Below are 23166 nucleotides of genomic sequence, written 5' to 3'. Positions count from 1 at the left end.
TTTGCCCACTTGTTCCCAAGCGGGTGCCGCGCGAACCTCGACCCATCAGCTTTGAGGGGGAGAACGGGACTATGGTGGATACTTCGGGGGTGAAGATACATCCCGCCGTGGATAACGGCATCAAACCGGCCAGACCCGGCTTCTCGGGTGGGGAGTTGCATTGCAAGTGCAGCACCGATCCGGTCCGGGTCGCGATTCGCGCGCAAACCGCGCATAACCACGTCTGCGGCTGCACCAAATGCTGGAAGCCCGAGGGCGCGATCTTTTCACAGGTCGCGGTCGTCAGCCGCGATGCGCTTGAGGTGGTGCAAGGCGCCGACAAGCTTGAGATCGTGAACGCCGAGGCGCCGATCCAGCGTCATCGCTGCAAAGGGTGCGGTGCGCATATGTATGGCCGGATCGAAAACAAGGACCATCCCTTCTATGGGCTGGACTTTGTCCATACCGAACTGTCGGATGAGGACGGCTGGTCGCAACCCGAGTTTGCGGCCTTTGTCAGCTCGGTCATTGAATCGGGCGTCGATCCCAGCCGCATGGACGCGATCCGCGCCCGACTGCGTGAACTGGGGCTGGAACCCTATGACGCGCTGTCGCCGCCGCTGATGGATGCGATTGCCACCCATATCGCCAAGCGCTCGGGCGTTCTTGCCGCCTGAGTGTCCGACGGTCGTGACAGATGGCGGGGGTCGGTTTACCGGCCCCCGAATCCATGAGAAAACAGCAGGCCCAGGGCCGACACTTAAGGAGAATGTGATATGAGAACCCGTGCCGCCGTCGCGCTGGAAGCCGGCAAGCCGCTGGAAGTCATGGAAGTCAATCTCGAGGGCCCCAAGGCGGGCGAAGTGATGATCGAGATCAAGGCGACCGGCATTTGCCACACCGACGAATTCACCCTTTCGGGCGCTGATCCCGAAGGGATCTTTCCCTCGATCCTTGGTCACGAAGGTGCGGGCGTCGTGGTCGAGGTCGGTCCCGGCGTCACCTCGGTCAAGCCGGGGGATCACGTCATCCCGCTTTACACCCCTGAATGCCGCCAATGTCCGTCCTGCCTGTCGCGCAAGACGAACCTCTGCACCGCGATCCGCGCCACGCAGGGTCAGGGGCTCATGCCCGACGGCACCAGCCGTTTCAGCATGCTCGACGGTACGCCGATCTATCACTACATGGGCTGCTCGACCTTCTCGAACTACACCGTGCTGCCCGAAATCGCGGTGGCCAAGGTGCGCGAGGATGCGCCTTTCGACAAGATCTGCTACATCGGCTGCGGCGTCACCACTGGCATCGGTGCGGTGATCAACACCGCCAAGGTCGAAATCGGTGCCAAGGCGGTTGTCTTTGGTCTTGGCGGCATCGGCCTGAACGTGATTCAGGGGCTGCGCCTTGCCGGGGCTGACATGATTATCGGTGTCGATCTGAACGACGACAAAAAACCGATGGCCGAGCGTTTCGGGATGACCCATTTCATCAACCCGAAGAACTGCGAAAACGTGGTGCAGGAAATCGTCAACGTCACCAAGACGCCCTTCGACCAGATCGGCGGCGCGGATTACAGCTTTGACTGCACCGGCAACGTCAAGGTGATGCGCGATGCGCTGGAATGCACCCATCGCGGCTGGGGTGTCTCGGTCGTTATCGGCGTTGCGCCGGCGGGGGCCGAAATCAGCACCCGTCCGTTCCAGCTTGTCACCGGCCGGGTGTGGAAGGGCACGGCCTTTGGCGGCGCCCGCGGCCGCACCGATGTGCCGCAGATCGTCGACTGGTACATGGAAGGCAAGATCGAGATCGACCCGATGATCACCCACACCCTGACGCTGGATGAGATCAACAAAGGCTTTGATCTGATGCACCGGGGCGAGTCTATCCGCTCGGTCGTCCTTTACTGATCGTAAAGGCCTGCTTAGGTAAAAGGACGGCGGGGGCGGGAAACCGGTCCCGCCGTCAACATGAAAGGACCGATCATGGTAAAGCACTTCCGCCTGGACGACGATGACGACAACGAGGACGAGCGCCGCCAGGAGGGCCAGAAGGACGAAGGGCTTGGCCTTCCCGAAGGCGACCGGCTCGGCAAGCTCTATTTCAAGTCCCGTACGGTAATCGTTGCCGGTCAGATCACCGACAAGCTGGCGCAACGCACCGTGGCGCATCTGCTGGCCCTGGCCGAGGACAGCGACGCCCCGATCAACATGCTGATCAGCTCGCCCGGCGGTCATGTCGAATCCGGCGACATGATCCATGACGTGATCAAGTTCATCCGTCCGACCGTGCGCACTATCGGCTCGGGCTGGGTGGTCTCGGCCGGGGCGCTGATCTTTGTCGGTGCCGAGCGGGAAAACCGTTACTGCCTGCCCAACACCCGTTTCCTTCTGCATCAGCCCTCGGGTGGGATCGGCGGAACTTCCAGCGACATCATGATTCAGGCCGAACAGATGCGCCTGATGCTCGATCGGCTGAACCGGATCTTTGCTGATGCCACCGGCCAGACGGTCGAGCGGATCGAAAAAGACACCCAGCGTGATTTCTGGCTGAACACGCAAGAGGCGCTGGATTACGGTCTGCTGGGCAAGGTCATCCGCTCGGTGGATGAGCTGAAATGAAGGGAACGCATTGATGCGGGGCGGGGCTGATATCCTGATCCGTCCCGCAACGCCTGCGGATCATGAGGCGATCTGGACGATCCTTGAGCCTGTCTATCGTGCAGGCGAAACCTATTGCATCCCGACTGACATCACGCGGGAAGAGGCGCTGGCCGACTGGTTCGCCGCGCCCTTTACCGCTTTTGTCGCTGAACTGGACGGCAAGGTGCTGGGCGCCAGTCACGTCGGCCGCAACCGGCCCGGTCCTGCATCGCATGTGGCAAATGCAAGCTTTGCCACCCACCCCGAGGCGCGCGGTCGTGGTATCGCCAGCCGGCTGGTTACCCATGCCAAGGACTGGGCGCGTACGCAGGGTTTCCGGGCGATGCAGTTCAATTTCGTGGTGTCGACCAATTCCGATGCCGTTCATTCGTGGCAGAAAGCAGGTTTCGCCATTGTCGGCCGCCTGCCCGGCGCGTTTCTTCATCCCCGACATGGCTATGTCGACGCGCTGGTCATGTTCCACGACCTGACAGAAGGGAAGAACTCATGACGCTGGCCTATGAAACCCTCTCGGAGAACCGCAGCTTTGGCGGCATTCAGGGCGTCTATCGCCACCAGTCGCAGGCGACCGGTACGGCCATGACCTTTGCGGTCTATCTGCCGCCAGAGGCCAGGAATCGTAAGGTGCCGGTGCTTTGGTACCTCTCGGGCCTGACCTGCACGCATGAAAACGCCATGACCAAGGCCGGCGCACAGGAATGGGCGGCCGAGGCTGGAATCGCGCTGATCTTTCCCGACACCTCTCCGCGTGGCGAAGGGGTGGCTGATGATCCGGCTTATGATCTGGGGCAGGGCGCGGGTTTTTATGTCGATGCGACCGAGGCGCCCTGGGCACCGCATTTCCGCATGTGGCACTATGTTACCCATGAACTGCCCGAACTGGTCTTTAACAACTTCGCGCTTGATCGTGATGCGCAGGGCATTACCGGCCATTCGATGGGCGGGCATGGGGCGCTGACCATCGCGATGACATTCCCCGAGCGTTACAAGTCCGTTTCGGCCTTTGCCCCGATCGCCAACCCCAGCGAATCTGACTGGGGCCGCAAGCAGCTGACCGCCTATCTGGGGGCGGACAAGGCGGCATGGCGGGGCCATGACTCGACGTTGTTGATGCGCGAGCGCGGCTATCCGGGCGAAATCCTGATCGATCAGGGCACGGACGACCAGTTCCTTGACCTGCTCAAGCCCGAGGCGCTGGCCCATGCGATGACCGGGCGTCGTCAGCCCGGCTGCTTCCGCATGCAGCAGGGGTATGACCACAGCTATTTCTTTGTGCAGACCTTCATGGCCGACCACATCCAGTGGCACGCTGAACGGCTGGGCTGAGGTCCGGGCGATTTCGACAGTATGGGGCAGGGCGTTTGCCCCATACCTATTACCTAATTTCCCTAATACTTTGGTCCAAACAGCCAGCCGCTCGCGTTGACGTGAAGCCAGCTGGGCCTGAACCTTGGCCTACAGAAGGTGCCCGCGCGGGAGGAGACGCGCAGTCACCGTCATGGCGGAGGAAAATTCATGAAAAAGCTGATGAACAGTGCCTGTCTTGCGCTGCTCTTGTCCGGCGTCCCGGCGCTGGCCAATGACAGTGTGCTGGCCGAGATTGCCAAGCCCGAGCAATGGGCGATCCAGACGGGCGACTACGCGAACACGCGTTATTCGACGCTGGACAAAATCAACAAGGATAACGTCAAGGACCTGCGGGTAGCGTGGACCTTCTCGACCGGGGTGCTGCGCGGGCACGAAGGCTCGCCGCTGGTGATCGGCGACATCATGTATGTCCACACGCCGTTTCCGAACAACGTCTATGCACTGGATCTGAACGACAACGGCAAGATCCTGTGGCGCTATCAGCCGCAACAGGATCCGAACGTCATCGCGGTGATGTGCTGCGACACCGTGAACCGCGGCGTGGCCTATGCCGATGGCCTGATTCTGCTGCATCAGGCTGACACGACCCTGGTTGCTCTTGATGCCAAGACTGGCGAGGTGAAATGGTCGGTCAAGACCGGCGATCCCGCCATTGGTGAGACGAACACCGCGACCGTGATGCCGGTCAAGGACAAGGTCATCGTCGGTGTCTCGGGCGGCGAATACGGCGTGCGCGGCCGGGTGACGGCCTACAGCCTTGCTGACGGCAAAGAGGTGTGGAAGGCTTGGTCGACCGGCCCGGACGAAGAACTCCTCGTCGACCCGGAAAAGACCACCCATCTGGGCAAACCGGTCGGCAAGGACAGCTCGCTGAGCAGCTGGGAAGGTGATCAGTGGAAGATCGGCGGCGGCACCACCTGGGGCTGGTATTCCTATGACCCCGAGCTGAACCTGATCTACTATGGCACCGGCAACCCCTCGACCTGGAACCCGGCTCAGCGTCCGGGCGACAACAAGTGGTCGATGACCATCATGGCGCGTGATGCCGATACCGGCGTGGCCAGGTGGTTCTATCAGATGACGCCCCATGACGAATGGGACTATGACGGCGTCAACGAGATGATCCTGACCAACCAGACCATCGACGGTCAGGAACGCAAGCTGCTGACCCACTTTGACCGCAACGGTCTCGCCTACACGCTGGATCGCGAATCGGGCGAACTGCTGGTGGCCGAAAAATACGATCCGGCGGTGAACTGGACCACCGGCGTCGATATGGACCCGAATTCGGAAACCTATGGCCGCCCGGCCGTGGTCGCCGAATACTCGACCGACCAGAACGGCGAAGACACCAACACCACCGGCGTCTGCCCGGCGGCGCTTGGCACGAAAGACCAGCAGCCGGCGGCCTTCTCGCCCAAGACGAACCTGTTCTACGTCCCGACGAACCACGTCTGCATGGACTATGAGCCGTTCCGCGTCGCCTATAGCGCCGGTCAGCCCTATGTCGGCGCGACGCTGTCGATGTACCCTGCCCCGAACAGCCATGGCGGCATGGGCAACTTTATCGCCTGGGACAACGTCAAGGGCGAGATCAAATGGTCGATCCCGGAACAGTTCTCGGTCTGGTCGGGCGCTCTGGCGACGGCCGGCAACGTGGTCTTCTATGGCACGCTTGAGGGCTATCTGAAGGCGGTCGATGCCGAAACGGGCGATGAGCTTTACAAGTTCAAGACCCCCTCGGGCGTCATCGGTAACATCATGACCTATGAGCATGGCGGCAAACAGTACATCGGCGTCCTGTCGGGCGTCGGCGGTTGGGCCGGGATCGGCCTTGCGGCGGGCCTGACCAACCCCAACGACGGTCTTGGCGCCGTCGGCGGCTATGCCTCGCTGTCACAATACACCGAACTGGGCGGTCAGCTGACCGTGTTCGAGCTGCCGGGTTAATACTTTGGTGCAGAAAACCGAAAAGTGAGCTCGAAACATATCGCCCCAGGGGTAACCTTGGGGCGAAGCCATCATCTTCGGGTGACAGCCCCAGGGAGGAAATTCATGACCAGCAAGACGACCGCCAGCCTGATGGCGATTTGTGTCGCATGCGCGGCCGGCGCCATCACCGGAACGGCCCTTGCGCAGACAGACCAGACACCACCGGCTCAGACCGGGGCAGGAGCAGCAGCCGCCGTGTCGGGCGATGCGCAGCAGCCTGCTGCGGACCCCACAGCCGGGGCAGCAGCCCCCGCGGCACCCCAGGAGGAGGACCTGGAGGTTGTCGAACAGGGTGGCAAGCTTGTCCTGCCGAACGGCCAGGACATCACCCCCGACCATATGGAAAACGGTCGTTGGTACACGACCGAAGGCATCCCGACCTTCAAGATCGCCGAGGACGGGACGATCGATTACGCTGCATTCTCGGGTTATCGCCGTTATTCGGCGGAATGCCATGTCTGCCACGGCCCGGACGGCGAGGGTTCGACCTATGCTCCGGCGCTGAAGAACTCGGTCCTGAAGCTGGATTATTACGAGTTTCAGGAAATCGTCGCCTCGGGCAAGCAGGAGGTCAACACGGCGGCAAATCTCGTCATGCCGGCCTTTGGCACCAACCGCAACGTGTGGTGCTATATCGACGATATCTACGTCTATCTGCTGGCGCGGGGCGCAGGCGATCTGCCGCGCGGACGTCCGGCAAAGAAAGAGAGCAAGTCCGATGAATTCGCGGCGCAGGAAGATTCCTGCATGAGCGGATGAGACGCGCTCTTTCACTTATCGCACTGCTGACCTGCGCCGTGGCTCCGGCCACGGCGCAGGTTGCCGATCTGCGCTCCAAGACCGAATTCCGGGTCTGCGCTGATCCGGCCGCCGTGCCGATGTCGTCGCGCGACGAGGCCGGGTTTGAAAACCGCATCGCCCGGCTTTTCGGGGAAAAGCTGGGCTTGCCCGTGGTCTATACCTGGTTTCCGCAAGGGCCGGGCTTTATCCGCAAGACCCTCAGGGCCGGGATCTGCGATGTCGTCATCGGCTATGCCCAGGGTGATGAGCTGGTGCAAAACACCAACCATTATTACACCTCGGCCTATGGTATCGTGACGCGCAAGGATAGCCCGCTTGCCCCTGTCGATATGCTTGAGGACCCGGCGCTGAAGGATCATCCGATCGGCGTGGTGGCGGGGACGCCTCCGGCCACCAACCTCGCGCGGGCGGGGCTGGCCAAGGATATGCGCGGCTGGGATCTGTTTGTGGACAGGCGGGTCGAAGACCCGGTCGGCGATATGCTTGCTCAGGTCAAATCGGGCGAGCTTGCCGCCGCCGTGATCTGGGGACCACTGGCGGGACCGTTGGTCAAGCAGGACCCTGATCTGCAATTCACTCCGCTGCTTAAGGAAACGACCGGGCCGCGTATGTTCTATCGTATCACCATGGGTGTGCGGCCGGGCGAGGATGTCTGGAAGCGGCAGCTGAACAGCCTGATCCGCCGCCATCAGGATGAAATCGACGCGATCCTGCGTGATGCCGGTGTGCCGCTGCTTGACGATTACGGCAAGGCGCTGAGGGAATGAGACGGCTGGGGGTGGTGCTGGCGGTGGTTCTGGCCGGCGCTGCCCCGGCCCATCTTCGTGCCGAGGTGACCGGGCCGCAGGGTTTCCACGGAGAGCCCTACCGTTCGGAAACCCCAGCGACATTGGCCGGTGCACGGGTGATCGACGCGGCAGAGGCAATGCGTCTGCATGGCCAGGGCGTGCCCTTTATCGACGTGCTGCCCCGTACCGCGCGGCCCGAGGGTCTGCCTGAAGGTACGTTGTGGAATGAGCCGCCGCACCTGTCTATTCCCGGCGCGATCTGGCTTTACAACACCGGCTATGACCGGCTTGCCCCAGCCGAAGAGGCGCGGCTGGCGCAGGGGCTGGAACGTCTGTCAGGCGGTGACAAGGCGGCGCCTCTGGTCATGTTCTGCAAGCGAGACTGCTGGATGAGCTGGAATGCCGCCAAACGCGCCGTGGCGCTGGGCTATCAGGGCATCATCTGGTTTCCCGACGGAATCGAAGGCTGGCAAGAACAGGGTGGCGAGCTGGTACCCGCCACCCCGGTGGATTTCTAGCGCCCGTTTTCAGGCGGGCAGGGCAGATTACTCTGCCTTGCCAAATTTCTCGGACAGCGCATCAAGCCCGGCCTGATAGACGCCGGTCACCGCCGTGGTCGCGGCGTCGTCGTTCAGTTCGGGCGGGGGCTCGTTATTGGGATAGCCGCGATAGAAGCCACCCTTCCAATGGACCAGCGCCTTGCCGTCCTCATCCTTGACACAAAGGGTCGAGGCATAATTTGTCACCGGCAGGACGGTCAGCTCGACCGCCTCGATGCGATAGGCATAGCAGCGCTTTTCGGGCTGCAGCTTCGACAGCACCTCGGTAATCGTCGGATCACCCCCGTCGGCTTTCAGATGCAGCACGCGGGTCGATTTCTCGGGCTGGTCGGCCGAACCGTCGCCGGTCAGCTCAAGGCTTGCAACAGCCGGGTGCCAGCTCATATCGTCGAACTTGCCGATCACGGCCCAGACTTCGTCCGGGGTAGCGTCCAGCTTTTGCTGCAGCTCCACCTTCAGGCGGGGTGGGCCATGCGCCTCGGCCGCCGGAGCCAGCGCCATCGCCGCGCCCATGGTCAGGATCAGCAGTCGGATCATCCTTGTTCCTCCCGAAAGATGATGTTTTTCAACAGATAGCGATAGCCACGGCGAAAGCTTTCGTCGTTATTGCCGCGAATATCGACCGTACCGGCGCGCACGATCTCTCCGCTGGCGGCTTCGCGGATATAAAGGTTCAACGACAGGATCAGGTTCGAAACCTTTTGCACCTCGCCCGATATGGCATAGGTTGCGCCCATCTCGCGCGCGATGCGGCTGTCGCTGCCGTTCGATTGCGAGGGGTTCCTGATCTGCGCGACCTGATCGGCGGGTGGCTCGATCAGGGTAAAGCCACGGGCCTGCAGGTCCTCGGCGATAACGTCCTCGGCCATTTCGATTCGCAAGGTTTCATCCTCGCGCACGCCGTTGATGGCCCCCTCGGTCGAGGTGTCGATAAAGTACAGCCCGAACCAGACCGCGCTATCCGGCGCGGGCCCGGCACCATGAAGCGGCCCTGCCGCCCCGATGCCCGCAAGGGTCAGGGTCACGGCGCAGGCGATCAGGATGTGCCGCAGGAATGCCATGGCGGGAATCATGCGTCGCCGCAGCCTGCCCGTCCATAAGACGAAAGTCCGTGCGACTTAAGTTTCAGGAGAATCTGCCCGATCAGACAAGGGGAGTTTGCCGGGTTGGCGCGGGCGGATTGGCCCGGCATGATGCAGGCGGGAGGAGCGCCATGAAAGGCAGAATCATCATACTTTTGGCTGGATTGTCCATAGCAAACCAGGCCTTTGCACAAAATTCCGCGGATGGGGCACAGCCTCAGACCGTGCGGGCGGCGGTGCTGCGGGTCGATGCGCCGCATTTGCCGCCGATTTCGCGGCTGGACGCGGCGCCCGAGGATCTGGGTTTTGCCGGTGCGCGGCTGGCGATCGAGGATAACGACACCACCGGCCGCTTCATGGGACAGGATTTCGAGGCGGTCGAGGTCACGGCCACGCCTGAAACCGCCGCAGCGGAAATGGATAAGCTGCTGGCCGAGGGGTTCCCCTTTATCGTCACGCTGGCGGATGATGCCGAGACACTGGCGCTGGCCGATCAGGTGGGCGACAGGGCGCTGGTGCTGAACGCGCGGGCGCGGGGCGACAACCTGCGGGGCGCGGATTGCCGCATCAACGTGATCCATACCGCACCAAGCTACGCGATGCTTGCCGATGCGCTGGCACAGTTCCTGATGTGGAAGAAGTGGTCGAACTGGTTCCTGATCGCCGGCAGTCACCCCGAGGATGTCGCACTGGCCGACGCCTATCGTCGCGCAGCGGTCAAGTTTGGTGCCAAGATCGTCGAGGAACGGACCTATGAGGATACCGGCGGCAGCCGCCGCAGCGACAGCGGCCATGTTCAGGTCCAGCAGCAGATGCCGGTCTTTACCCAGCGCGCGGCGTCGCATGACGTTGTGATCGCAGCCGACGAAAACGGCGTCTTTGCCGACTGGCTGCCCTATGCGACCTGGGACCCGCGGCCGGTTACCGGCTCGTCCGGGCTGGTGCCCCGGTCCTGGGCGCCCTCGCTTGAGGCATGGGGGGCGACGCAGTTCCAGAACCGCTTTGAAAAGCTGGCAGGCCGCCCGATCCGCGAAGAGGACTACCAGACCTGGGTCGCGTTGCGCATGATCGGCGAGGCGGCGACCCGCACGCAAAGCACCGATCCTGCCAAGCTCAAAGAATTCATGCTCTCGGATAACTTTGAGGTCGCGGGCTTCAAGGGGCAGAAACTGACCATGCGCGACTGGGACCATCAGCTGCGCCAGCCGATCCTTTTGACCACCGGCTCTGTAACCGCATCGGTCAGCCCGCAGGATCAATACCTGCACCAGACATCCGCTCTGGATACGCTGGGCTTTGACCGGCCCGAAACCGAATGCAAGTTCTGAGGTGTAAGATGAAAGCTGCAACCGCCATCCTGACCTCGGCCCTGTGCCTTGGTTTTGCCCTGCCGGCCGCCGCCAACCGGGTCTTTGTCAGCAATGAAAAAGGCAATGACGTCACCGTTCTGGACAGCGAGACGCTGGAGGTGATCGGCACCTACCCCGTGGGCGCCCGCCCGCGCGGCATCACCATCAGCCCCGATGGCAAGGAACTGTATGTCTGCGCCTCGGACGATGACCTTGTGCGGGTCTTTAACCCCGAGACCATGGAGGAAACGCATACGCTGCCTTCGGGTCCGGACCCTGAACTGTTCGTGCTGCATCCCTCGGGCAACCCGCTTTACATCGCCAATGAGGACGACAACCTTGTGACCGTGGTCGATACCCGGACCCATAAGGTTCTGGCCGAGATCCCGGTCGGGGTCGAACCCGAGGGGATGGGCGTCAGCCCTGATGGCAAGGTGGTGATCAACACCTCTGAAACCACCAATATGGCGCATTTCATCAATAGCGAGACGTTTGAGATCTTTGCCAATGTGCTGGTCGATTCTCGTCCGCGCTTTGCCCAGTTCAACGATGCCGGGAACAAGCTATACGTCAGCTCGGAAATTGGCGGCACGGTCAGCGTGATCGACCCCGAAACGCAGCAGATCACCAAGAAGATCAGCTTTGAAATCCCGGGCGTTCTGCCCGAGGCGATCCAGCCCGTCGGCGTGCGCGTGACCAAAGACGGCAAAAAGGTCTTTGTCGCCCTGGGTCCTGCCAACCGCGTCGCGGTCATCAATGGCGAGACGGATGAGGTCGAGGATTATCTGCTTGTCGGTCAGCGCGTCTGGCAGATGGCCTTTACCCCCGACGAAAAATACCTGTTCACCACAAATGGCAATTCCAACGATGTCTCGGTGATCGACGTGGCCGCAAACAAGGTCATCAAATCCGTGCCTGTGGGCCAGCAGCCCTGGGGTGTCGTCGTCGCACCGAACTGATCCAAAAAACGAGGGAGGAGAATCACATGACCCGTTTCCTGACCATCCTGCTGATCATGGCTGGCCTTGCCGCGCCCGCAGTCGCCCAGGAAGAGACGCCGAAACCCGACGATGCTGCCGCCGCCGAGGCCGCCGCGCCCGAAGCCGATGGCGACGAGGATGACGACGACGATGAGGAAGAGGCCGCCGCCGAAGAGGGCGTGCACGAGGCCGGCTCGAAATTCGACTTTGGTTTCTCGGGGATCATGGCGCGTGATAACCGCACTGATCTTGCCCCGCTGACGCTGGGCGCGGGCAAGCCGGTCGCCACCGCGGAATACAAGCTGAAATCGGGCGGCTTCTACCGCATCGCCATCAATGCCGATGGCAGTCAGGAACTGGCGCTGTCGGGCGGAGATTTCTTCCGCGCCATCTGGATCAATGAGGTCGTGATCAACGATATCGAAATTCGGCCGATGGGCGTGCATTCGCTGGAATTCGACGATGCCGGTACTGCGACGATCAGCTTTATCGCCATCGTGCCGGGCCGCTACACTTTGTCGGTCCCCGGCTCGCATGGTGAAACGCAGCAGGCTGTGTTCAACATCCAGTGACGAGGGGTGCGGGGCCTTTGGGCCCCGCCTCTGTCAGATGCAGCAACAGGACGCGCTTTCGATTCAGAACGTCAGCCACAGCTTTGGCAGCTTTCAGGCGCTGAAGGATGTGTCTCTGACCGTGCCGCGCGGTGGGTTCACCGCGCTTTTGGGCGTAAACGGTGCCGGCAAGACGACGCTGTTTTCGCTGATCACCCGGCTTTACGACAACCGCTCGGGCCGGATCGAGGTCGCGGGCCATGACCTGCGCCGCCAGTCGGGCGCGGCGCTGGCGCGGCTGGGGGTGGTGTTCCAGTCCCGCGCGCTGGATCCCGACCTGACCGTGGCGCAGAATATGGAATATCACGCCGCGCTGCATGGCATTTCCCGGCGCGAGGCGCGGCCGCGCATCGCTGAGGTCCTGGCTCAGGTCGATCTGGCCGACCGGCTGAACGCGCGGGTTTCGTCCCTGTCGGGCGGTCAAAGCCGCCGGGCCGAGATCGCCCGTGCCCTGATCCACCGTCCCGAACTTTTGCTGCTTGACGAGCCGACGGTCGGCCTTGATGTCAGGTCGCGGGCCGAGGTGGTGGCCCTGACCCGCGCTTTGGTGCAGGGCGGGGTTTCGGCGCTTTGGGCCACGCATATCCTTGACGAGATCCGCCCCGGGGACGGGCTGGTCATCCTGCATAAAGGCGAGGTCCTGGCCCATGGCAATGCGGGCGAGATCGGCGATGGGGACCTGACCCGGACCTTTCTGCGCCTGACGGGGGAACAGGTATGAGCCGCCGCCTGACACCCCGCATGTGGCTGATCGCCTTTCTGGGCATTGCCCGGCGCGAGACGCTGCGTTTCATCAATCAGCGTGGCCGCTTTCTGGCGGCGCTGGTCCGTCCGCTGGTCTGGCTGTTTATCTTTGCCGCTGGTTTCCGGGCCGTCCTGGGGCTGTCGATCACGCCGCCTTATCAGACCTATGTTCTGTACGAGGTCTATGTGACGCCCGGTCTTTGCGCGATGATCCAGCTTTTCAACGGGATGCAGAGTTCGCTGTCGATGGTGCATGACCGTGAAACGGGGGCGATGCGCACGCTGCTGGTCAGCCCGTTTCCGCGCTGGTTTCTTTTGGCAAGCAAGCTGGTCGCGGGGGTGATCGTCTCGATCATCCAGGTCTATACCTTCCTTGGCATCGCCTGGCTCTGGGGGATCGAGGCGCCGCCTGTCGGCTATCTGACCGTGCTGCCTGCGCTGTTTCTGTCGGGGCTGATGCTTGGGGCGATGGGACTTTTCCTGTCCTCGACCATCCGGCAGCTGGAAAACTTTGCCGGGGTGATGAATTTCGTCATTTTCCCGATCTTTTTTGCCTCAAGCGCGCTCTATCCGCTGTGGAGAATGAACGAAAGCTCACCCCTCTTGCACGACATCTGCGCGGTGAACCCCTTCACCCATGCGGTTGAGCTGATCCGTTTTGCCCTTTACGCGCGTCTGGATCTTTTGTCCTTGTTGGTGGTGTCGGGCTGTCTGGTCCTGTTCTTTGCAGGGGCCGTGATCATGTATGATCCGGGCAAGGGGCTATGGGCGCGGCGAAAGGGGGGAGCATGAAATATCTGGTTCTGGCACTATGTCTTGTCGCAGGCGCGGCGCAGGGTCTTGTCGCAGGCGCGGCGCAGGCGGAAACAGGCGCGGACCCGGACTGGCCTTGTGTTCAGCGCAAGCAGCCGCATCTGTCGCTGGGACAGATGTGGAGCGGGCCCGAGCCGGACGAGACCGTCCGTGAACTGGCGCGCACGCCTGAAATCGCGGCGCTGGCCGACCGTCTTGAGCAGCGGCGCCTGCCTTTGGAAAAGGCCGAGGCCGAGGTTGCGGAATTTGCCAAGACCGCTGACAACAAGCAGCTGACAGCGCTGATGGTGGCGATTTTCGACCGGATCGACCCGCATCGTGCGGCGCTGATCGCGGGCATTGCCCGTTATGGCAACAAGCAGGTAGACTTGGCCAAGCGGATCGGGGATCACCGCCAGAAGATGGAAGAGATGCAAAAGGCCGAAAAACCGGACTTCGATGCCCTTGACGCTGAGGAAGAGCAGCTCGACTGGGACACGCGCATCTTTCAGGATCGCCAGCAGGCGCTGACCTATGTCTGTGAAACTCCGGTCATTCTTGAACAGCGGGTCTTTGCGCTGGCCCGCGCCATCGCAGCAGGGTTGAAATGAAGCACACCCCCGCCGTCATTCTTGCCGGAGGTCTGTCCAGACGCATGGGCGGGGGGAACAAGGCGCTGCGGATGCTGGAGGGCGAGACGTTGCTTGCCCGGGTGATCGCCCGGCTTTTGCCGCAATGCGGCCAGATTGCCATCAACGCCAATGGCGATCCCGAAGGCTTTGCCGAATACGGCCTGCCGGTGATCGCAGACGGCATTGCCGGTTTCGCCGGGCCTTTGGCCGGTATTCTGGCCGGGATGGAATGGGCAGCCGGTGAGGGGGCGGACAGCGTCGTCAGCGTCAGTGTCGATACGCCCTTTCTGCCCGGCGATCTGGTGCACAGGCTGCGCGAGGCGCGGGGACGCTCGGGCGTCGCCATTGCCGCAAGTCCGGATGAAACCGGGCAATTGCACGACCATCCGACCTGCGCGCTATGGCCGGTCGCGTTGCAACAGGAATTGCGGGCCGCGCTGGAATCGGGCCTGCATCGCGTCGGTCAGTTCGCCGCCGCCCATGACCCGGGGCGCGCGGTGTTCGACAGCCATCCCGTCGATCCGTTCATGAACCTTAACACGCCCGAGGATCTGGCCCGCGCAGCCGGATTCGTCAGGGCCGCGCCGCTTTAGAAAACATTGCTCTGACTCGGCCCTTTGGGCAGCGGTGACCGGCGAATCCGCCATCCTTATCTCTGCGCGTGGTTGCGGACGATAAAAGCTTTCTCCCTGACCTGGGGTTTTTGGAATGGCCGCGGCCGTTCTGGTCAGGGATATTAGACGACAAATCAGATCGTCATTAGGAGAGACCCATGACCCTCTGCATCGCCGGTTATCCCGGCCGTTCAGACGGCCTGCCGCAAGCTATGCTGGCGGTCGCTCTGATGGCAGATGAGGCCGCAATCTGCGCCATTGCCGTACCGCGATGTATGCGGCGGCACATGTTCGCCGCGACTGCCTGACCCTCACACCAGATCTCATCCCCTGATCCAGGCTGACCCGCCCTCTCGCGGGACCAGCCGAGTATTGCCAAAAGGAAAGCACAGATGACCCGCAAGATCCGCCTTGGTGCCTTTCTTCCCGGTGGCGGCCAGCATATTGCCGCCTGGCGCCACCCCGACCAGCCCGCCGACGGGGCGACCAGTTTTGATTTCCATCTCAAGCTTGCTCAAGAGGCCGAGCGCGGCCTTTTTGACGCCTATTTCCTTGCCGACGGGCTTGCCATCGCCTTTGGCGGCAGTATCGAGGGCGGCAATGCCAAGGTCGCGGGCTTTGAGCCGGTGACCCTGTTTTCGGCGCTTGCGCCGCTGACGCGGAACCTTGGCTTTATCGCCACCGCTTCGACCACCTACGAAGAACCCTATAACCTTGCGCGCAAATTCGCCTCGCTTGATCTGATATCGGGCGGGCGTACGGGCTGGAACGTGGTGACAACAGCCACGGAAAGCGCGGCGCATAACTTTAGCCTTGACCACCAGCACCCACATGCATGGCGCTATCGCCGGGCGGCGGAATTCGTCGATGTGGTCAAGAAACTTTGGGACAGTTTCGAGGATGACGCCTTTATCCGCGACAAGGAAACCGGGGTGTTCTTTGACGTCGATAAGGTGCATTTCACTGATCATCAGGGCGAACATTTCAAGGTCAGGGGGCCGCTGAACGTTTCGCGCTCGGCGCAGGGGCATCCGGTCATCGTCCAGGCCGGCCAGTCCGAGGACGGCCGCGGCCTTGCCGCCGCCACCGCCGAGGTGATCTTTACCGCCCATCAGCGTCTTGATACCGCGCAGGAATTCTATCGCGATATCAAGGCCCGGGCGCGTGGGCTGGGACGTAACCCCGATCACATCCTGATCATGCCGGGCGTCTCGCCCTTTGTCGGCCGGACCGAGGCCGAAGCGCGCGAAAAGTATGAGCGCCTTACCAGCCTGATCCTGGAAGAGGACGGAATCGCGCTGATCAAGGGGCTGACAGGCGGTACGCTGGATCTGACCGGCGCCGATCTGGATGGGCCGCTGCCGCCGCTTGATCCGACCGAGGGGATGAAGTCGCGCCAGACGCTGATCCGCCAGATCGCCGATGAAAACGGCTTTACCATCCGCCAGCTTTACCAATGGATCGCCTCGGCGCGCGGTCATTTCACCATTGTGGGCAGCGCCCGGCAGGTCGCCGATACCCTGCAGGAATGGTTCGAGAACGAGGGTGCGGATGGTTTCAATATCCTGCCGCCTTGGTTGCCGACCGGGCTGACCGATTTCGTCGATCTGGTCATCCCCGAGCTGCAACGCCGCGGGCTGTTCCGCACCGAATACGAAGGCCGGACCCTGCGCGAAAATCTGGGCCTGCCCTTCCCTGAAAACCGCTGGACGGTGCAGCGCCGTTCGGTTCATGCGGCGGAGTGACACGATGACCTATCAGCATCTCGACAGCACCACCGTGCAGGTATCCGGCGAAAGCGCAGAGCCGGGCCTGACCCGTCGCGGGGCGGCTTTTGCCCGTGAGGCATTGTCGCGCTATGGCCTTCTTGCCGGTTTCCTGATCCTTTGGCAGGTGGCAAGCCGGTCCGGCTGGGTCAGCCCCTCGGTGCTGCCGCCGCTGGATACCATCGCATCGGCGCTGTGGAACGGGATCGCCTCGGGTGCGCTGGTCGATGACATCGCGATCAGTCTGCAACGCTCGGGTATCGCTTTTGCTGCGGCGGTGGTGCTGGGCATCCCTTTGGGGCTGTTCATGGGCCAGATCGCGGCGGTGGAACGGGCGCTTGATCCGATCCTGCAACTTTTCCGTCAGACCTCGGCACTGGCGCTTTACCCGGTCTTTATCCTGCTATTGGGACTGGGTGAGACCTCCAAGATCTTTGTGATCTTCTGGGCGACGCTGTTTCCGGTCCTGTTGGCCACCATCGGCGGCGTGAAAGAGGTGGACCGCAAGCTGATCGAGATGGCCCGGACCTATGGCGCGACGCCCCTTGCGGTGTTCCGGCGTGTGATCCTGCCCGCGTCGGTTCCGTCGATCTTTGTCGGACTGCGACTGTCGGCGACCACGGCGCTATTGCTGTTGATCGCGGCTGAAATGATCGGCGCGAACAAGGGCCTGGGCTTTCAGGTGATGAACGCTCAGTACAATTTCCAGATCCCGCTGATGTTCGCGTCGATCTTTTTGCTGGCTGGTCTGGGGCTTGTGGCGAACTTCATCCTTGTTGCGCTGCAAAACCGCCTGTGCCGCTGGGCCGCGCCCGTCCGCTGATCACCCCCCTTTCAAGAAAGAGACACCCCATGACTGCTATCTTTTCCCTGCGCAGCCTTGCGCTGACGACCGCGCTTGGCCTTTCGTTCGGCACCGCTGCTGAGGCCGAGGTGACCCTACGCTATCTGGCCAGCCATGGCGGCCTGTCGGCCCATGAACTGGCCGAAGAACTGGGCTATTACGAAGGCACCGGGATCAAGCTTGAAAACCTTGGCTATGCCTCGGGCGGGCCTGAATCGCTGATCGCCCTTGCCGGGGGCAGTGCCGATATCGGCAGCGCGGCGACCTCGGCTGTGCTGAACTCGATTATCGGCGGGAATGACTTTGTCGCCGCCTATCCGACCCAGGGCATCAATGACGAGGTCCAGTCGATCTTTTACGTGCTCGAAGACAGCCCGATCAAGTCGATCGAGGATATCGCGGGCAAGACTGTCGCCGTGAACACTCTGGGTGCTCATCTGGATTATACCGTTCGCGAGGCGCTGCACCAAAAAGGGCTGCCGCAGGATGCGGTTAACCTTGTCGTCGTCCCGGGACCGCAGCTTGAACAGGTGCTGCGTTCAAAACAGGTGGATGTGTCGGCATTTGGCTATTGGCAGACCACCTTTGAGGGCGCGGCCCGTCAGGGTGGCGGTATCCGCGCGATCTTTGACGATACCGACGTGCTGGGCGAGATCGCGGGCGGCTTTGTCGTTCTGCGCCGCGACTGGGTAGATGCCCATCCGCAAGAGGCGCGCGCCTTTGTCGATGGTGCGGCCAAGGCGCTGGACTGGGCGCGCGAGAACCCTGACGAGGCCAAAAAGGTATTCGCCAAGGTGCTGAGCGAGCGGGGCGAAAACCCCGAGGTCGCGCAGTATTTCGCCGGCTACGGTGTGCGCAAAGGCGGCCTGCCGGTCGAGCGTGACATCCAGTTCTGGATCGACGTGCTTGAACGCGAAGGCAAGGTTGAAAAGGGCAAGCTCAAGGCAGCCGACATTCTGCTGGTCAGCGGCGAAGCGGTGGCGGCGAAATGACGGATCTGCAACCTTCCATCCTGCGCGGAGAGGTCAAGGTCAGGGGCCTGTCCAAATCCTATGCGCTGAACCGCAGTTCGCTTTCGGTGCTGCGTAATCTGGATCTGGACGTGAACGGTGGCGAGATCCTCGCCATCGTCGGCCCCTCGGGCTGCGGCAAGACCACGCTTTTGCGGGTACTCGCCGGACTTGAATCGCCCGACCGGGGCGAGGTTCTGATCGACGGCCATCCGGTAGCCGGCGTCGGGCGGGAACGGGCCGTGATCTTTCAGGAACCCCGGCTTCTGCCATGGCTCACGGTACTGGAAAACGTCGCCTTCGGGCTTGAGGTGCGGGGCGTTCCCGCCGCTCAGGCCCGCGAACGGGCGCGCCATTACATTCACCTTGTCGGTCTGACCGAATTTGCCGAGGCGTGGCCGCGCCAGCTTTCGGGTGGCATGGCGCAACGCGTCGGCATCGCCCGTGCCCTGACCGTGCAGCCCGAAATCCTGCTGCTGGACGAGCCTTTTGGCGCGCTGGACGCCATGACCAAGCTGACCATGCAAGAAGAGCTGGCCCGCATCTGGCGTGAAGAGGGCGTGACCATGATTCTTGTTACGCATGACCTTGAAGAAGCGATCTTTCTTGCCGATCGGGTGCTGGTCCTGTCCCGCGACAATAGCGACCCCGCCCGTCTGATTGATGTGGACCTGCCGCGACCACGGGATCGCAGCGAGCAGGGCTTTGTTGCCATGCGCCGCCGTCTGATGGCGGAGTTCGGTCTGCATTGACCGCGAGCCCTGTCTGGCCGCCTCTCCTCCCTCCGCCATGCGGGCCAGACAGGGTTTCGTGATCTTTTGCTTTCCTGCAGGCAATGGGTGCGGGCGCTTTGCGCGATGGTCTCGACTTAAGGGCGGAAATCCTGTATCAATCGATTGATTGATTTCTGGTATGTCGGCCATGAAACCGCATCCGACCCGCGTCGCGCTGATCCGCGCTGCTATGGAGCAGTTTGGGCATGGCGGCTTTGAGGCCGCCTCGACCCGGGCCATCGCTGCGCAGGCGGGGGTCAATATTTCCTCGATCGCCTATCATTTCGGCGGCAAAGAGGGGTTGCGCCTTGCCTGTGCCGATATGGTGGCGGAATGGGTGGCGCGTGTCGCCCGCCCTCTGCCCGCAGGTCAAGAGCGGCCGGATGCGCGTCTGGCGCGTCTGATCCTGCGGCGTCTGGTCCGCCGGATCGTGACCTTTCTGATTGTCAGCCCCGGTGCCAGCGACGCGGTAGCCTTTGTGCTGCGCGAACTGGCCCAGCCGGGCAGCCCGGTGCTGGACCGGCTTTACCTGACGCTGGTCGAGCCGCGCCACCGGGGGCTATGCGCGCTGTGGTCCGCCGCGACAGGCGCCGATGCCCAGGATGAGGACGTCAAGCTTGCCGTATTTTCGCTGTTCGGGCAGGCGGTCTATTTCCGTGTCGCCGCGCCCATCGTTCAGCGCCGGATGGGGTGGAGCCAGTATTCCCGCACCGAGGCCCGTGCGATCATGCGCCGCATGCTGATCAACCTTGACCGGATGATCGGGGGCGGGGATGGCTGACCTGCTGTGCGCATTGGGCTTTCTTGCTGCGTTGCTGCCCTATTGTGGGTCATCCGCACCGCTGGGCACCGGCTATGTCGAGGGCGAGTATATCCACATCGCACCGATAGCAGCAGCCCGGGTCGAGATGCTGGAAGTCCAGCGCGGTGACCGGGTCGAGGCGGGACAGCTTTTGGTCCAGATGGAAAACCGCGACGCTGCGTTCGCGCTGGCTGGGGCAGAGGCGGCCTATACCCGCGCGGCCAGCGCATTAGCTGATCTGGAAAAAGGTGGCCGCACGCCCGAGATTGCCGCCAGCGAGGCTGCCGTCGCCTCGGCCCGCGCCCATGCCGATCAGACGGCGCGCGAGGCCGTGCGGCAAGAGCGGTTGCTTGCACAGCGCGTCAGCTCGCCCGCTCAGCTGGACGATGCCCGCGCTGCTGCCGATATGGCGCAGGCCGCGCTGCATGAGGCCGAGGCCCGGCTGGCCGTGGTCGCCTTGCCCGCCCGTCCCGATGCCATCGCCGCCGCCCGCGCCACGCTGTCCGAGGCCGGGGCGAACCGCGAGGCGATGGAATGGCAGCTTCAGCAGCGTCGCCTGATCGCCCCAGCCCCGGGCATTGTTACCGATATCCTGCGCCATCCGGGTGAAATGGCCGGACCCTCGGCCCCTGTGCTGGTTTTTCTGCCGGACGGGGCGCTGCGGCTGCGCTTTTACGTCAGCGAAGCGGATATTTCGGCGCTGGTTTTGGGGACGCGGCTGACGGTCGGTTGCGACGGTTGCGCGCCCGTCACGGCCACCGTTTCATTCATCGCGGATGAGGCCGAGTTTACGCCTCCGGTCATCTATGCCCGCGACAGCCGGCAAAAGCTGGTCTATCTGGTCGAGGCCGTCCCGGACCCCGGCAATACGCTGAAGCCCGGCCAGATCGTTGAGGTCTGGGCTGAGCCATGACCGTGGTGACCGCCATTGATGTCTCGGGCCTGACGAAATCCTTTGGCGGCAGGAAGGTGGTCGATGACGTCGCCCTGAAGGTCGCCGAGGGCGAAATTGCCGGGTTTCTGGGCCCGAACGGCTCGGGCAAGACGACCTGCATTCGCATGATCTGCGGCCTTCTGACCCCCGATGCGGGCAGCGGTACGGTGCTGGGCCTTGACGTGCGCCGCGATCAGCGGGCGATCCGCCGACAGGTCGGCTATATGACGCAGCGGTTTTCCTTTTATGAAGACCTGTCGATCGAAGAGAACCTTGGTTTCGTCGCCGGGCTTTATGGCCTGCCGCGCCAGGCGGTGCGCGACACGCTTGAGGATCTGGGCCTGACCGCGCGTCGCGCCCAGCTTGCCGGCAGCCTGTCGGGCGGGTGGAAACAGCGGCTGGCGCTTGCCGCCTGCATCATGCATCAGCCGCGTCTTTTGCTGCTTGATGAGCCGACGGCGGGTGTCGATCCCAAGGCGCGCCGGCAGTTCTGGGACGAAATCCACGCCCGCGCGCTGTCGGGCATGACGGTGCTGGTTTCGACCCATTACATGGACGAGGCCGAGCGTTGTCACCGCATCAATTACATCGCCTATGGCAGGCTGGTGGTTTCGGGTACGGTGGCCAAGGTCATCGCGGGGGCAGGGCTGATCACGATGACCGTGCAGTCGCCCCGGCCCGGTGCGCTGGCCGAGCGGTTGCGCAAGGCCCCGGGCGTCGGGCAGGTCGAACCCTTTGGCACCTCGCTGCATGTGACCGGGCCCGACCGCGCAAGGCTTGAGGCGGCGTTGGCGGCCGAAGGGGTCTCGGGCCAGCCGGTCGAGACAAGCCTTGAGGATGTGTTCATCCGCCTGATGGATCAGTCGCAGGACAATATGCAATGAGCCTTTCGCTGACACGTCTGTGGGCGATCCTGCGCAAGGAATTCATCCAGATGCGCCGCGACCGGGTGACCTTTGCGATGATGCTGGGCGTGCCCATCATGCAATTGCTGCTGTTTGGCTATGCGATCAACAGCGATCCGCGCCACATGCCGACGGCGCTGATCGCACCGGTTCAGGATCAGTTCAGCCGCAGCCTTGTCGCCGCGCTTGAAAACAGTGGCTATTATCGCATCACCCATCCCGATGCGCAGCCCTCTGAGGCCGAGCGGCTGATCGCGCAAGGCAAGGTCTCATTTGTCGTCACCGTACCTGCTGATTTCGGCCAGCGGTTGCTGCGTGGCGAACGGGCGCAGGTCCTGGTCGAGGCTGACGGTTCGGACCCGACGGCCACCAGCGGCGCAATCGCCGCTTTGGGTGGTATCGCCGAAAGCGCCTTTCGCCGCGACCTTGCGGTGCCCGAGGCCGCAGGACCCGAGATCGTCGTCCACCGCCGCTATAACCCCGAGGGCATCACCCATTACAACATCGTCCCCGGTCTTTTGGGTGTGATCTTGCAAATGACCATGGTGATGATGACCGCCATGGCCCTGACCCGGGAGATCGAGCGCGGCACGATGGAGAACCTGCTTGCCATGCCCGCCACCGCGGCCGAGATCATGCTGGGCAAGATCGCGCCCTTTCTTGGCGTGGGGGCGGTGCAGGTCCTTGTGATCCTTGGTGCGGCATGGGCGCTGTTCGATGTGCCCTTCATGGGTTCGCCCGCGCTGTTGCTTGCCGGGGTGATGGTCTTTGTACTGGCGCTGGTGCTGCTTGGTTATCTGATCTCTACCGTCGCACGTACGCAGATGCAGGCGATGCAGATTGCGATATTCGTCTTTCTGCCCTCGATTCTGCTGTCGGGGTTTATGTTCCCGTTCCGGGGCATGCCCGGCTGGGCGCAGATGCTGGGTGAACTGTTGCCGGTCACCCATCTGCTGCGCCTCGTCCGGGGCATCATGCTAAAGGGGGCGGGGCTGCCCGATGTGCTGGCGCAATTCGGCGCGCTTTCGGTCATGGTGGTGGTGCTGGGGGCGCTGGCGCTGTTGCGGTTCCGCCGGACGCTGGACTAGCATTACAGTTGCGTTTTCAGTTTGATATGAGCCTGTCTTGCTGCGGCCTGATGCGCCCTTCGCCACAATGACCATGCGATGATCTGCGCGGGCTG

Annotated in this window: 27 protein-coding genes; 25 read left to right on the top strand and 2 right to left on the bottom strand. The window is 62.7% G+C overall.

The genetic code is table 11. The features are described from left to right. Positions 1 to 71 precede the first annotated feature (71 nt). The 9 genes from gfa to M511_RS12635 all read left to right on the top strand — a co-directional run bounded on the left by gfa (position 72) and on the right by M511_RS12635 (position 8103). Positions 72 to 656 (top strand): S-(hydroxymethyl)glutathione synthase, encoded by a 585-nt coding sequence (gene gfa, locus M511_RS12675; protein WP_010392124.1) that lies wholly within the window; start codon positions 72 to 74, stop codon positions 654 to 656. Positions 657 to 755: 99 nt separating this feature from the next. Further along, a complete protein-coding gene (locus tag M511_RS12670) occupies positions 756 to 1883 on the top strand; it encodes an S-(hydroxymethyl)glutathione dehydrogenase/class III alcohol dehydrogenase (protein ID WP_010392127.1) in 1128 nt (375 codons plus the stop codon). Positions 1884 to 1958: 75 nt separating this feature from the next. Beyond that, complete coding sequence (locus tag M511_RS12665) at positions 1959 to 2594, top strand: ATP-dependent Clp protease proteolytic subunit (RefSeq protein ID WP_029371233.1); 636 nt, start codon at positions 1959 to 1961, stop codon at positions 2592 to 2594. A gap of 13 nt (positions 2595 to 2607) precedes the next feature. Next, positions 2608 to 3126 (top strand): GNAT family N-acetyltransferase, encoded by a 519-nt coding sequence (locus M511_RS12660; RefSeq protein WP_010392129.1) that lies wholly within the window; start codon positions 2608 to 2610, stop codon positions 3124 to 3126. Further along, on the top strand, positions 3123 to 3962 hold the full coding sequence (gene fghA / locus M511_RS12655; protein WP_010392131.1) for an S-formylglutathione hydrolase: 840 nt from the start codon (positions 3123 to 3125) through the stop codon (positions 3960 to 3962). Before M511_RS12660 ends, fghA begins: the two co-directional genes overlap by 4 nt. 189 nt (positions 3963 to 4151) lie before the next feature. Then, entirely contained in the window at positions 4152 to 5954 is a 1803-nt protein-coding gene (locus tag M511_RS12650; RefSeq protein WP_010392133.1) for a methanol/ethanol family PQQ-dependent dehydrogenase, read from the top strand. 105 nt (positions 5955 to 6059) lie between these two features. Next, positions 6060 to 6755 carry a c-type cytochrome, methanol metabolism-related gene (locus tag M511_RS12645; RefSeq protein WP_010392134.1) on the top strand — a complete coding sequence of 232 codons (696 nt, stop codon included), beginning with the start codon at positions 6060 to 6062 and terminating at the stop codon, positions 6753 to 6755. Further along, positions 6752 to 7564, top strand: a complete 813-nt coding sequence (locus tag M511_RS12640; protein ID WP_085502378.1) for a substrate-binding domain-containing protein — start codon at positions 6752 to 6754, stop codon at positions 7562 to 7564. The genes M511_RS12645 and M511_RS12640 overlap by 4 nt, the downstream gene beginning before the upstream one ends. Beyond that, a complete protein-coding gene (locus M511_RS12635) occupies positions 7561 to 8103 on the top strand; it encodes a PQQ-dependent catabolism-associated CXXCW motif protein (RefSeq protein WP_010392138.1) in 543 nt (180 codons plus the stop codon). The genes M511_RS12640 and M511_RS12635 overlap by 4 nt, the downstream gene beginning before the upstream one ends. A gap of 27 nt (positions 8104 to 8130) precedes the next feature. Here M511_RS12635 and M511_RS12630 read toward each other — a convergent pair whose 3' ends face one another. Both M511_RS12630 and M511_RS12625 read right to left on the bottom strand, forming a co-directional pair. After that, entirely contained in the window at positions 8131 to 8682 is a 552-nt protein-coding gene (locus M511_RS12630) for an SRPBCC family protein (RefSeq protein ID WP_010392140.1), read from the bottom strand. Continuing rightward, complete coding sequence (locus M511_RS12625) at positions 8679 to 9206, bottom strand: DUF3280 domain-containing protein (protein ID WP_085502377.1); 528 nt, start codon at positions 9204 to 9206, stop codon at positions 8679 to 8681. Before M511_RS12625 ends, M511_RS12630 begins: the two co-directional genes overlap by 4 nt. A gap of 152 nt (positions 9207 to 9358) precedes the next feature. Here M511_RS12625 and M511_RS12620 point away from each other — a divergent pair, with 152 nt between their 5' ends. The 16 genes from M511_RS12620 to M511_RS12545 all read left to right on the top strand — a co-directional run bounded on the left by M511_RS12620 (position 9359) and on the right by M511_RS12545 (position 23071). Continuing rightward, entirely contained in the window at positions 9359 to 10555 is a 1197-nt protein-coding gene (locus M511_RS12620; protein WP_010392142.1) for an ABC transporter substrate-binding protein, read from the top strand. An 8-nt stretch (positions 10556 to 10563) separates the two neighbouring features. Then, entirely contained in the window at positions 10564 to 11535 is a 972-nt protein-coding gene (locus M511_RS12615; RefSeq protein ID WP_010392144.1) for a YVTN family beta-propeller repeat protein, read from the top strand. 26 nt (positions 11536 to 11561) lie between these two features. Continuing rightward, positions 11562 to 12128: a cupredoxin domain-containing protein gene (locus tag M511_RS12610; protein WP_139824584.1), complete on the top strand. Its 567-nt coding sequence runs from the start codon at positions 11562 to 11564 to the stop codon at positions 12126 to 12128. A 37-nt stretch (positions 12129 to 12165) separates the two neighbouring features. After that, positions 12166 to 12888 carry an ABC transporter ATP-binding protein gene (locus M511_RS12605; RefSeq protein ID WP_085502376.1) on the top strand — a complete coding sequence of 241 codons (723 nt, stop codon included), beginning with the start codon at positions 12166 to 12168 and terminating at the stop codon, positions 12886 to 12888. Beyond that, the gene (locus M511_RS12600) at positions 12885 to 13703 is read left to right on the top strand and encodes an ABC transporter permease (protein ID WP_010392147.1); all 819 of its coding nucleotides are present in this window, start codon (positions 12885 to 12887) and stop codon (positions 13701 to 13703) included. The genes M511_RS12605 and M511_RS12600 overlap by 4 nt, the downstream gene beginning before the upstream one ends. Further along, on the top strand, positions 13700 to 14314 hold the full coding sequence (locus M511_RS12595) for a hypothetical protein (protein WP_085502375.1): 615 nt from the start codon (positions 13700 to 13702) through the stop codon (positions 14312 to 14314). The genes M511_RS12600 and M511_RS12595 overlap by 4 nt, the downstream gene beginning before the upstream one ends. After that, positions 14311 to 14928: a molybdenum cofactor guanylyltransferase MobA gene (gene mobA / locus M511_RS12590; protein WP_085502374.1), complete on the top strand. Its 618-nt coding sequence runs from the start codon at positions 14311 to 14313 to the stop codon at positions 14926 to 14928. Before M511_RS12595 ends, mobA begins: the two co-directional genes overlap by 4 nt. Positions 14929 to 15107: 179 nt before the next feature. After that, positions 15108 to 15257 carry a hypothetical protein gene (locus tag M511_RS12585; RefSeq protein ID WP_010392150.1) on the top strand — a complete coding sequence of 50 codons (150 nt, stop codon included), beginning with the start codon at positions 15108 to 15110 and terminating at the stop codon, positions 15255 to 15257. A gap of 84 nt (positions 15258 to 15341) precedes the next feature. Beyond that, positions 15342 to 16694: an LLM class flavin-dependent oxidoreductase gene (locus tag M511_RS12580; RefSeq protein ID WP_085502373.1), complete on the top strand. Its 1353-nt coding sequence runs from the start codon at positions 15342 to 15344 to the stop codon at positions 16692 to 16694. Positions 16695 to 16698: 4 nt separating this feature from the next. Then, complete coding sequence (locus M511_RS12575; RefSeq protein WP_010392152.1) at positions 16699 to 17538, top strand: ABC transporter permease; 840 nt, start codon at positions 16699 to 16701, stop codon at positions 17536 to 17538. Between the two features lie 29 nt (positions 17539 to 17567). Beyond that, a complete protein-coding gene (locus M511_RS12570) occupies positions 17568 to 18551 on the top strand; it encodes an ABC transporter substrate-binding protein (RefSeq protein WP_010392154.1) in 984 nt (327 codons plus the stop codon). Next, complete coding sequence (locus M511_RS12565; protein WP_010392156.1) at positions 18548 to 19321, top strand: ABC transporter ATP-binding protein; 774 nt, start codon at positions 18548 to 18550, stop codon at positions 19319 to 19321. Before M511_RS12570 ends, M511_RS12565 begins: the two co-directional genes overlap by 4 nt. Before the next feature lie 169 nt (positions 19322 to 19490). Continuing rightward, entirely contained in the window at positions 19491 to 20123 is a 633-nt protein-coding gene (locus M511_RS12560; RefSeq protein ID WP_240547625.1) for a CerR family C-terminal domain-containing protein, read from the top strand. Continuing rightward, complete coding sequence (locus M511_RS12555) at positions 20116 to 21057, top strand: HlyD family secretion protein (RefSeq protein ID WP_085502371.1); 942 nt, start codon at positions 20116 to 20118, stop codon at positions 21055 to 21057. Before M511_RS12560 ends, M511_RS12555 begins: the two co-directional genes overlap by 8 nt. Then, positions 21054 to 21962 (top strand): ABC transporter ATP-binding protein, encoded by a 909-nt coding sequence (locus M511_RS12550; protein WP_010392163.1) that lies wholly within the window; start codon positions 21054 to 21056, stop codon positions 21960 to 21962. The genes M511_RS12555 and M511_RS12550 overlap by 4 nt, the downstream gene beginning before the upstream one ends. Continuing rightward, positions 21959 to 23071, top strand: a complete 1113-nt coding sequence (locus M511_RS12545; protein WP_085502370.1) for an ABC transporter permease — start codon at positions 21959 to 21961, stop codon at positions 23069 to 23071. Before M511_RS12550 ends, M511_RS12545 begins: the two co-directional genes overlap by 4 nt. Positions 23072 to 23166: the final 95 nt, after the last annotated feature.

This window comes from Paracoccus sp. J56 (assembly GCF_019633685.1).
Taxonomy (GTDB): Bacteria; Pseudomonadota; Alphaproteobacteria; order Rhodobacterales; family Rhodobacteraceae; genus Paracoccus; species Paracoccus kondratievae.
The sequence above is the reverse complement of the archived record's forward strand: the minus strand, read 5'-3'. Positions and strand labels throughout refer to the sequence as shown.

Excerpts from the sequence above, each read along its gene's own strand:
- M511_RS12600 (WP_010392147.1), top strand. The coding sequence starts at position 12,885 with ATGAGCCGCCGCCTGACACCCCGCATGTGGCTGATCGCCTTTCTGGGC.
- M511_RS12560 (WP_240547625.1), top strand. The coding sequence starts at position 19,491 with ATGAAACCGCATCCGACCCGCGTCGCGCTGATCCGCGCTGCTATGGAG.
- M511_RS12665 (WP_029371233.1), top strand. The coding sequence starts at position 1,959 with ATGGTAAAGCACTTCCGCCTGGACGACGATGACGACAACGAGGACGAG.
- M511_RS12550 (WP_010392163.1), top strand. The coding sequence starts at position 21,054 with ATGACCGTGGTGACCGCCATTGATGTCTCGGGCCTGACGAAATCCTTT.
- M511_RS12585 (WP_010392150.1), top strand. The coding sequence starts at position 15,108 with ATGACCCTCTGCATCGCCGGTTATCCCGGCCGTTCAGACGGCCTGCCG.
- M511_RS12635 (WP_010392138.1), top strand. The coding sequence starts at position 7,561 with ATGAGACGGCTGGGGGTGGTGCTGGCGGTGGTTCTGGCCGGCGCTGCC.
- M511_RS12660 (WP_010392129.1), top strand. The coding sequence starts at position 2,608 with ATGCGGGGCGGGGCTGATATCCTGATCCGTCCCGCAACGCCTGCGGAT.
- M511_RS12630 (WP_010392140.1), bottom strand. The coding sequence starts at position 8,682 with ATGATCCGACTGCTGATCCTGACCATGGGCGCGGCGATGGCGCTGGCT.
- M511_RS12640 (WP_085502378.1), top strand. The coding sequence starts at position 6,752 with ATGAGACGCGCTCTTTCACTTATCGCACTGCTGACCTGCGCCGTGGCT.
- mobA (WP_085502374.1), top strand. The coding sequence starts at position 14,311 with ATGAAGCACACCCCCGCCGTCATTCTTGCCGGAGGTCTGTCCAGACGC.
- M511_RS12575 (WP_010392152.1), top strand. The coding sequence starts at position 16,699 with ATGACCTATCAGCATCTCGACAGCACCACCGTGCAGGTATCCGGCGAA.
- M511_RS12615 (WP_010392144.1), top strand. The coding sequence starts at position 10,564 with ATGAAAGCTGCAACCGCCATCCTGACCTCGGCCCTGTGCCTTGGTTTT.
- M511_RS12595 (WP_085502375.1), top strand. The coding sequence starts at position 13,700 with ATGAAATATCTGGTTCTGGCACTATGTCTTGTCGCAGGCGCGGCGCAG.
- fghA (WP_010392131.1), top strand. The coding sequence starts at position 3,123 with ATGACGCTGGCCTATGAAACCCTCTCGGAGAACCGCAGCTTTGGCGGC.
- M511_RS12570 (WP_010392154.1), top strand. The coding sequence starts at position 17,568 with ATGACTGCTATCTTTTCCCTGCGCAGCCTTGCGCTGACGACCGCGCTT.
- M511_RS12645 (WP_010392134.1), top strand. The coding sequence starts at position 6,060 with ATGACCAGCAAGACGACCGCCAGCCTGATGGCGATTTGTGTCGCATGC.
- M511_RS12610 (WP_139824584.1), top strand. The coding sequence starts at position 11,562 with ATGACCCGTTTCCTGACCATCCTGCTGATCATGGCTGGCCTTGCCGCG.
- M511_RS12545 (WP_085502370.1), top strand. The coding sequence starts at position 21,959 with ATGAGCCTTTCGCTGACACGTCTGTGGGCGATCCTGCGCAAGGAATTC.
- M511_RS12580 (WP_085502373.1), top strand. The coding sequence starts at position 15,342 with ATGACCCGCAAGATCCGCCTTGGTGCCTTTCTTCCCGGTGGCGGCCAG.
- M511_RS12670 (WP_010392127.1), top strand. The coding sequence starts at position 756 with ATGAGAACCCGTGCCGCCGTCGCGCTGGAAGCCGGCAAGCCGCTGGAA.
- M511_RS12605 (WP_085502376.1), top strand. The coding sequence starts at position 12,166 with ATGCAGCAACAGGACGCGCTTTCGATTCAGAACGTCAGCCACAGCTTT.
- M511_RS12555 (WP_085502371.1), top strand. The coding sequence starts at position 20,116 with ATGGCTGACCTGCTGTGCGCATTGGGCTTTCTTGCTGCGTTGCTGCCC.
- M511_RS12625 (WP_085502377.1), bottom strand. The coding sequence starts at position 9,206 with ATGGCATTCCTGCGGCACATCCTGATCGCCTGCGCCGTGACCCTGACC.
- M511_RS12620 (WP_010392142.1), top strand. The coding sequence starts at position 9,359 with ATGAAAGGCAGAATCATCATACTTTTGGCTGGATTGTCCATAGCAAAC.
- M511_RS12650 (WP_010392133.1), top strand. The coding sequence starts at position 4,152 with ATGAAAAAGCTGATGAACAGTGCCTGTCTTGCGCTGCTCTTGTCCGGC.
- M511_RS12565 (WP_010392156.1), top strand. The coding sequence starts at position 18,548 with ATGACGGATCTGCAACCTTCCATCCTGCGCGGAGAGGTCAAGGTCAGG.
- gfa (WP_010392124.1), top strand. The coding sequence starts at position 72 with ATGGTGGATACTTCGGGGGTGAAGATACATCCCGCCGTGGATAACGGC.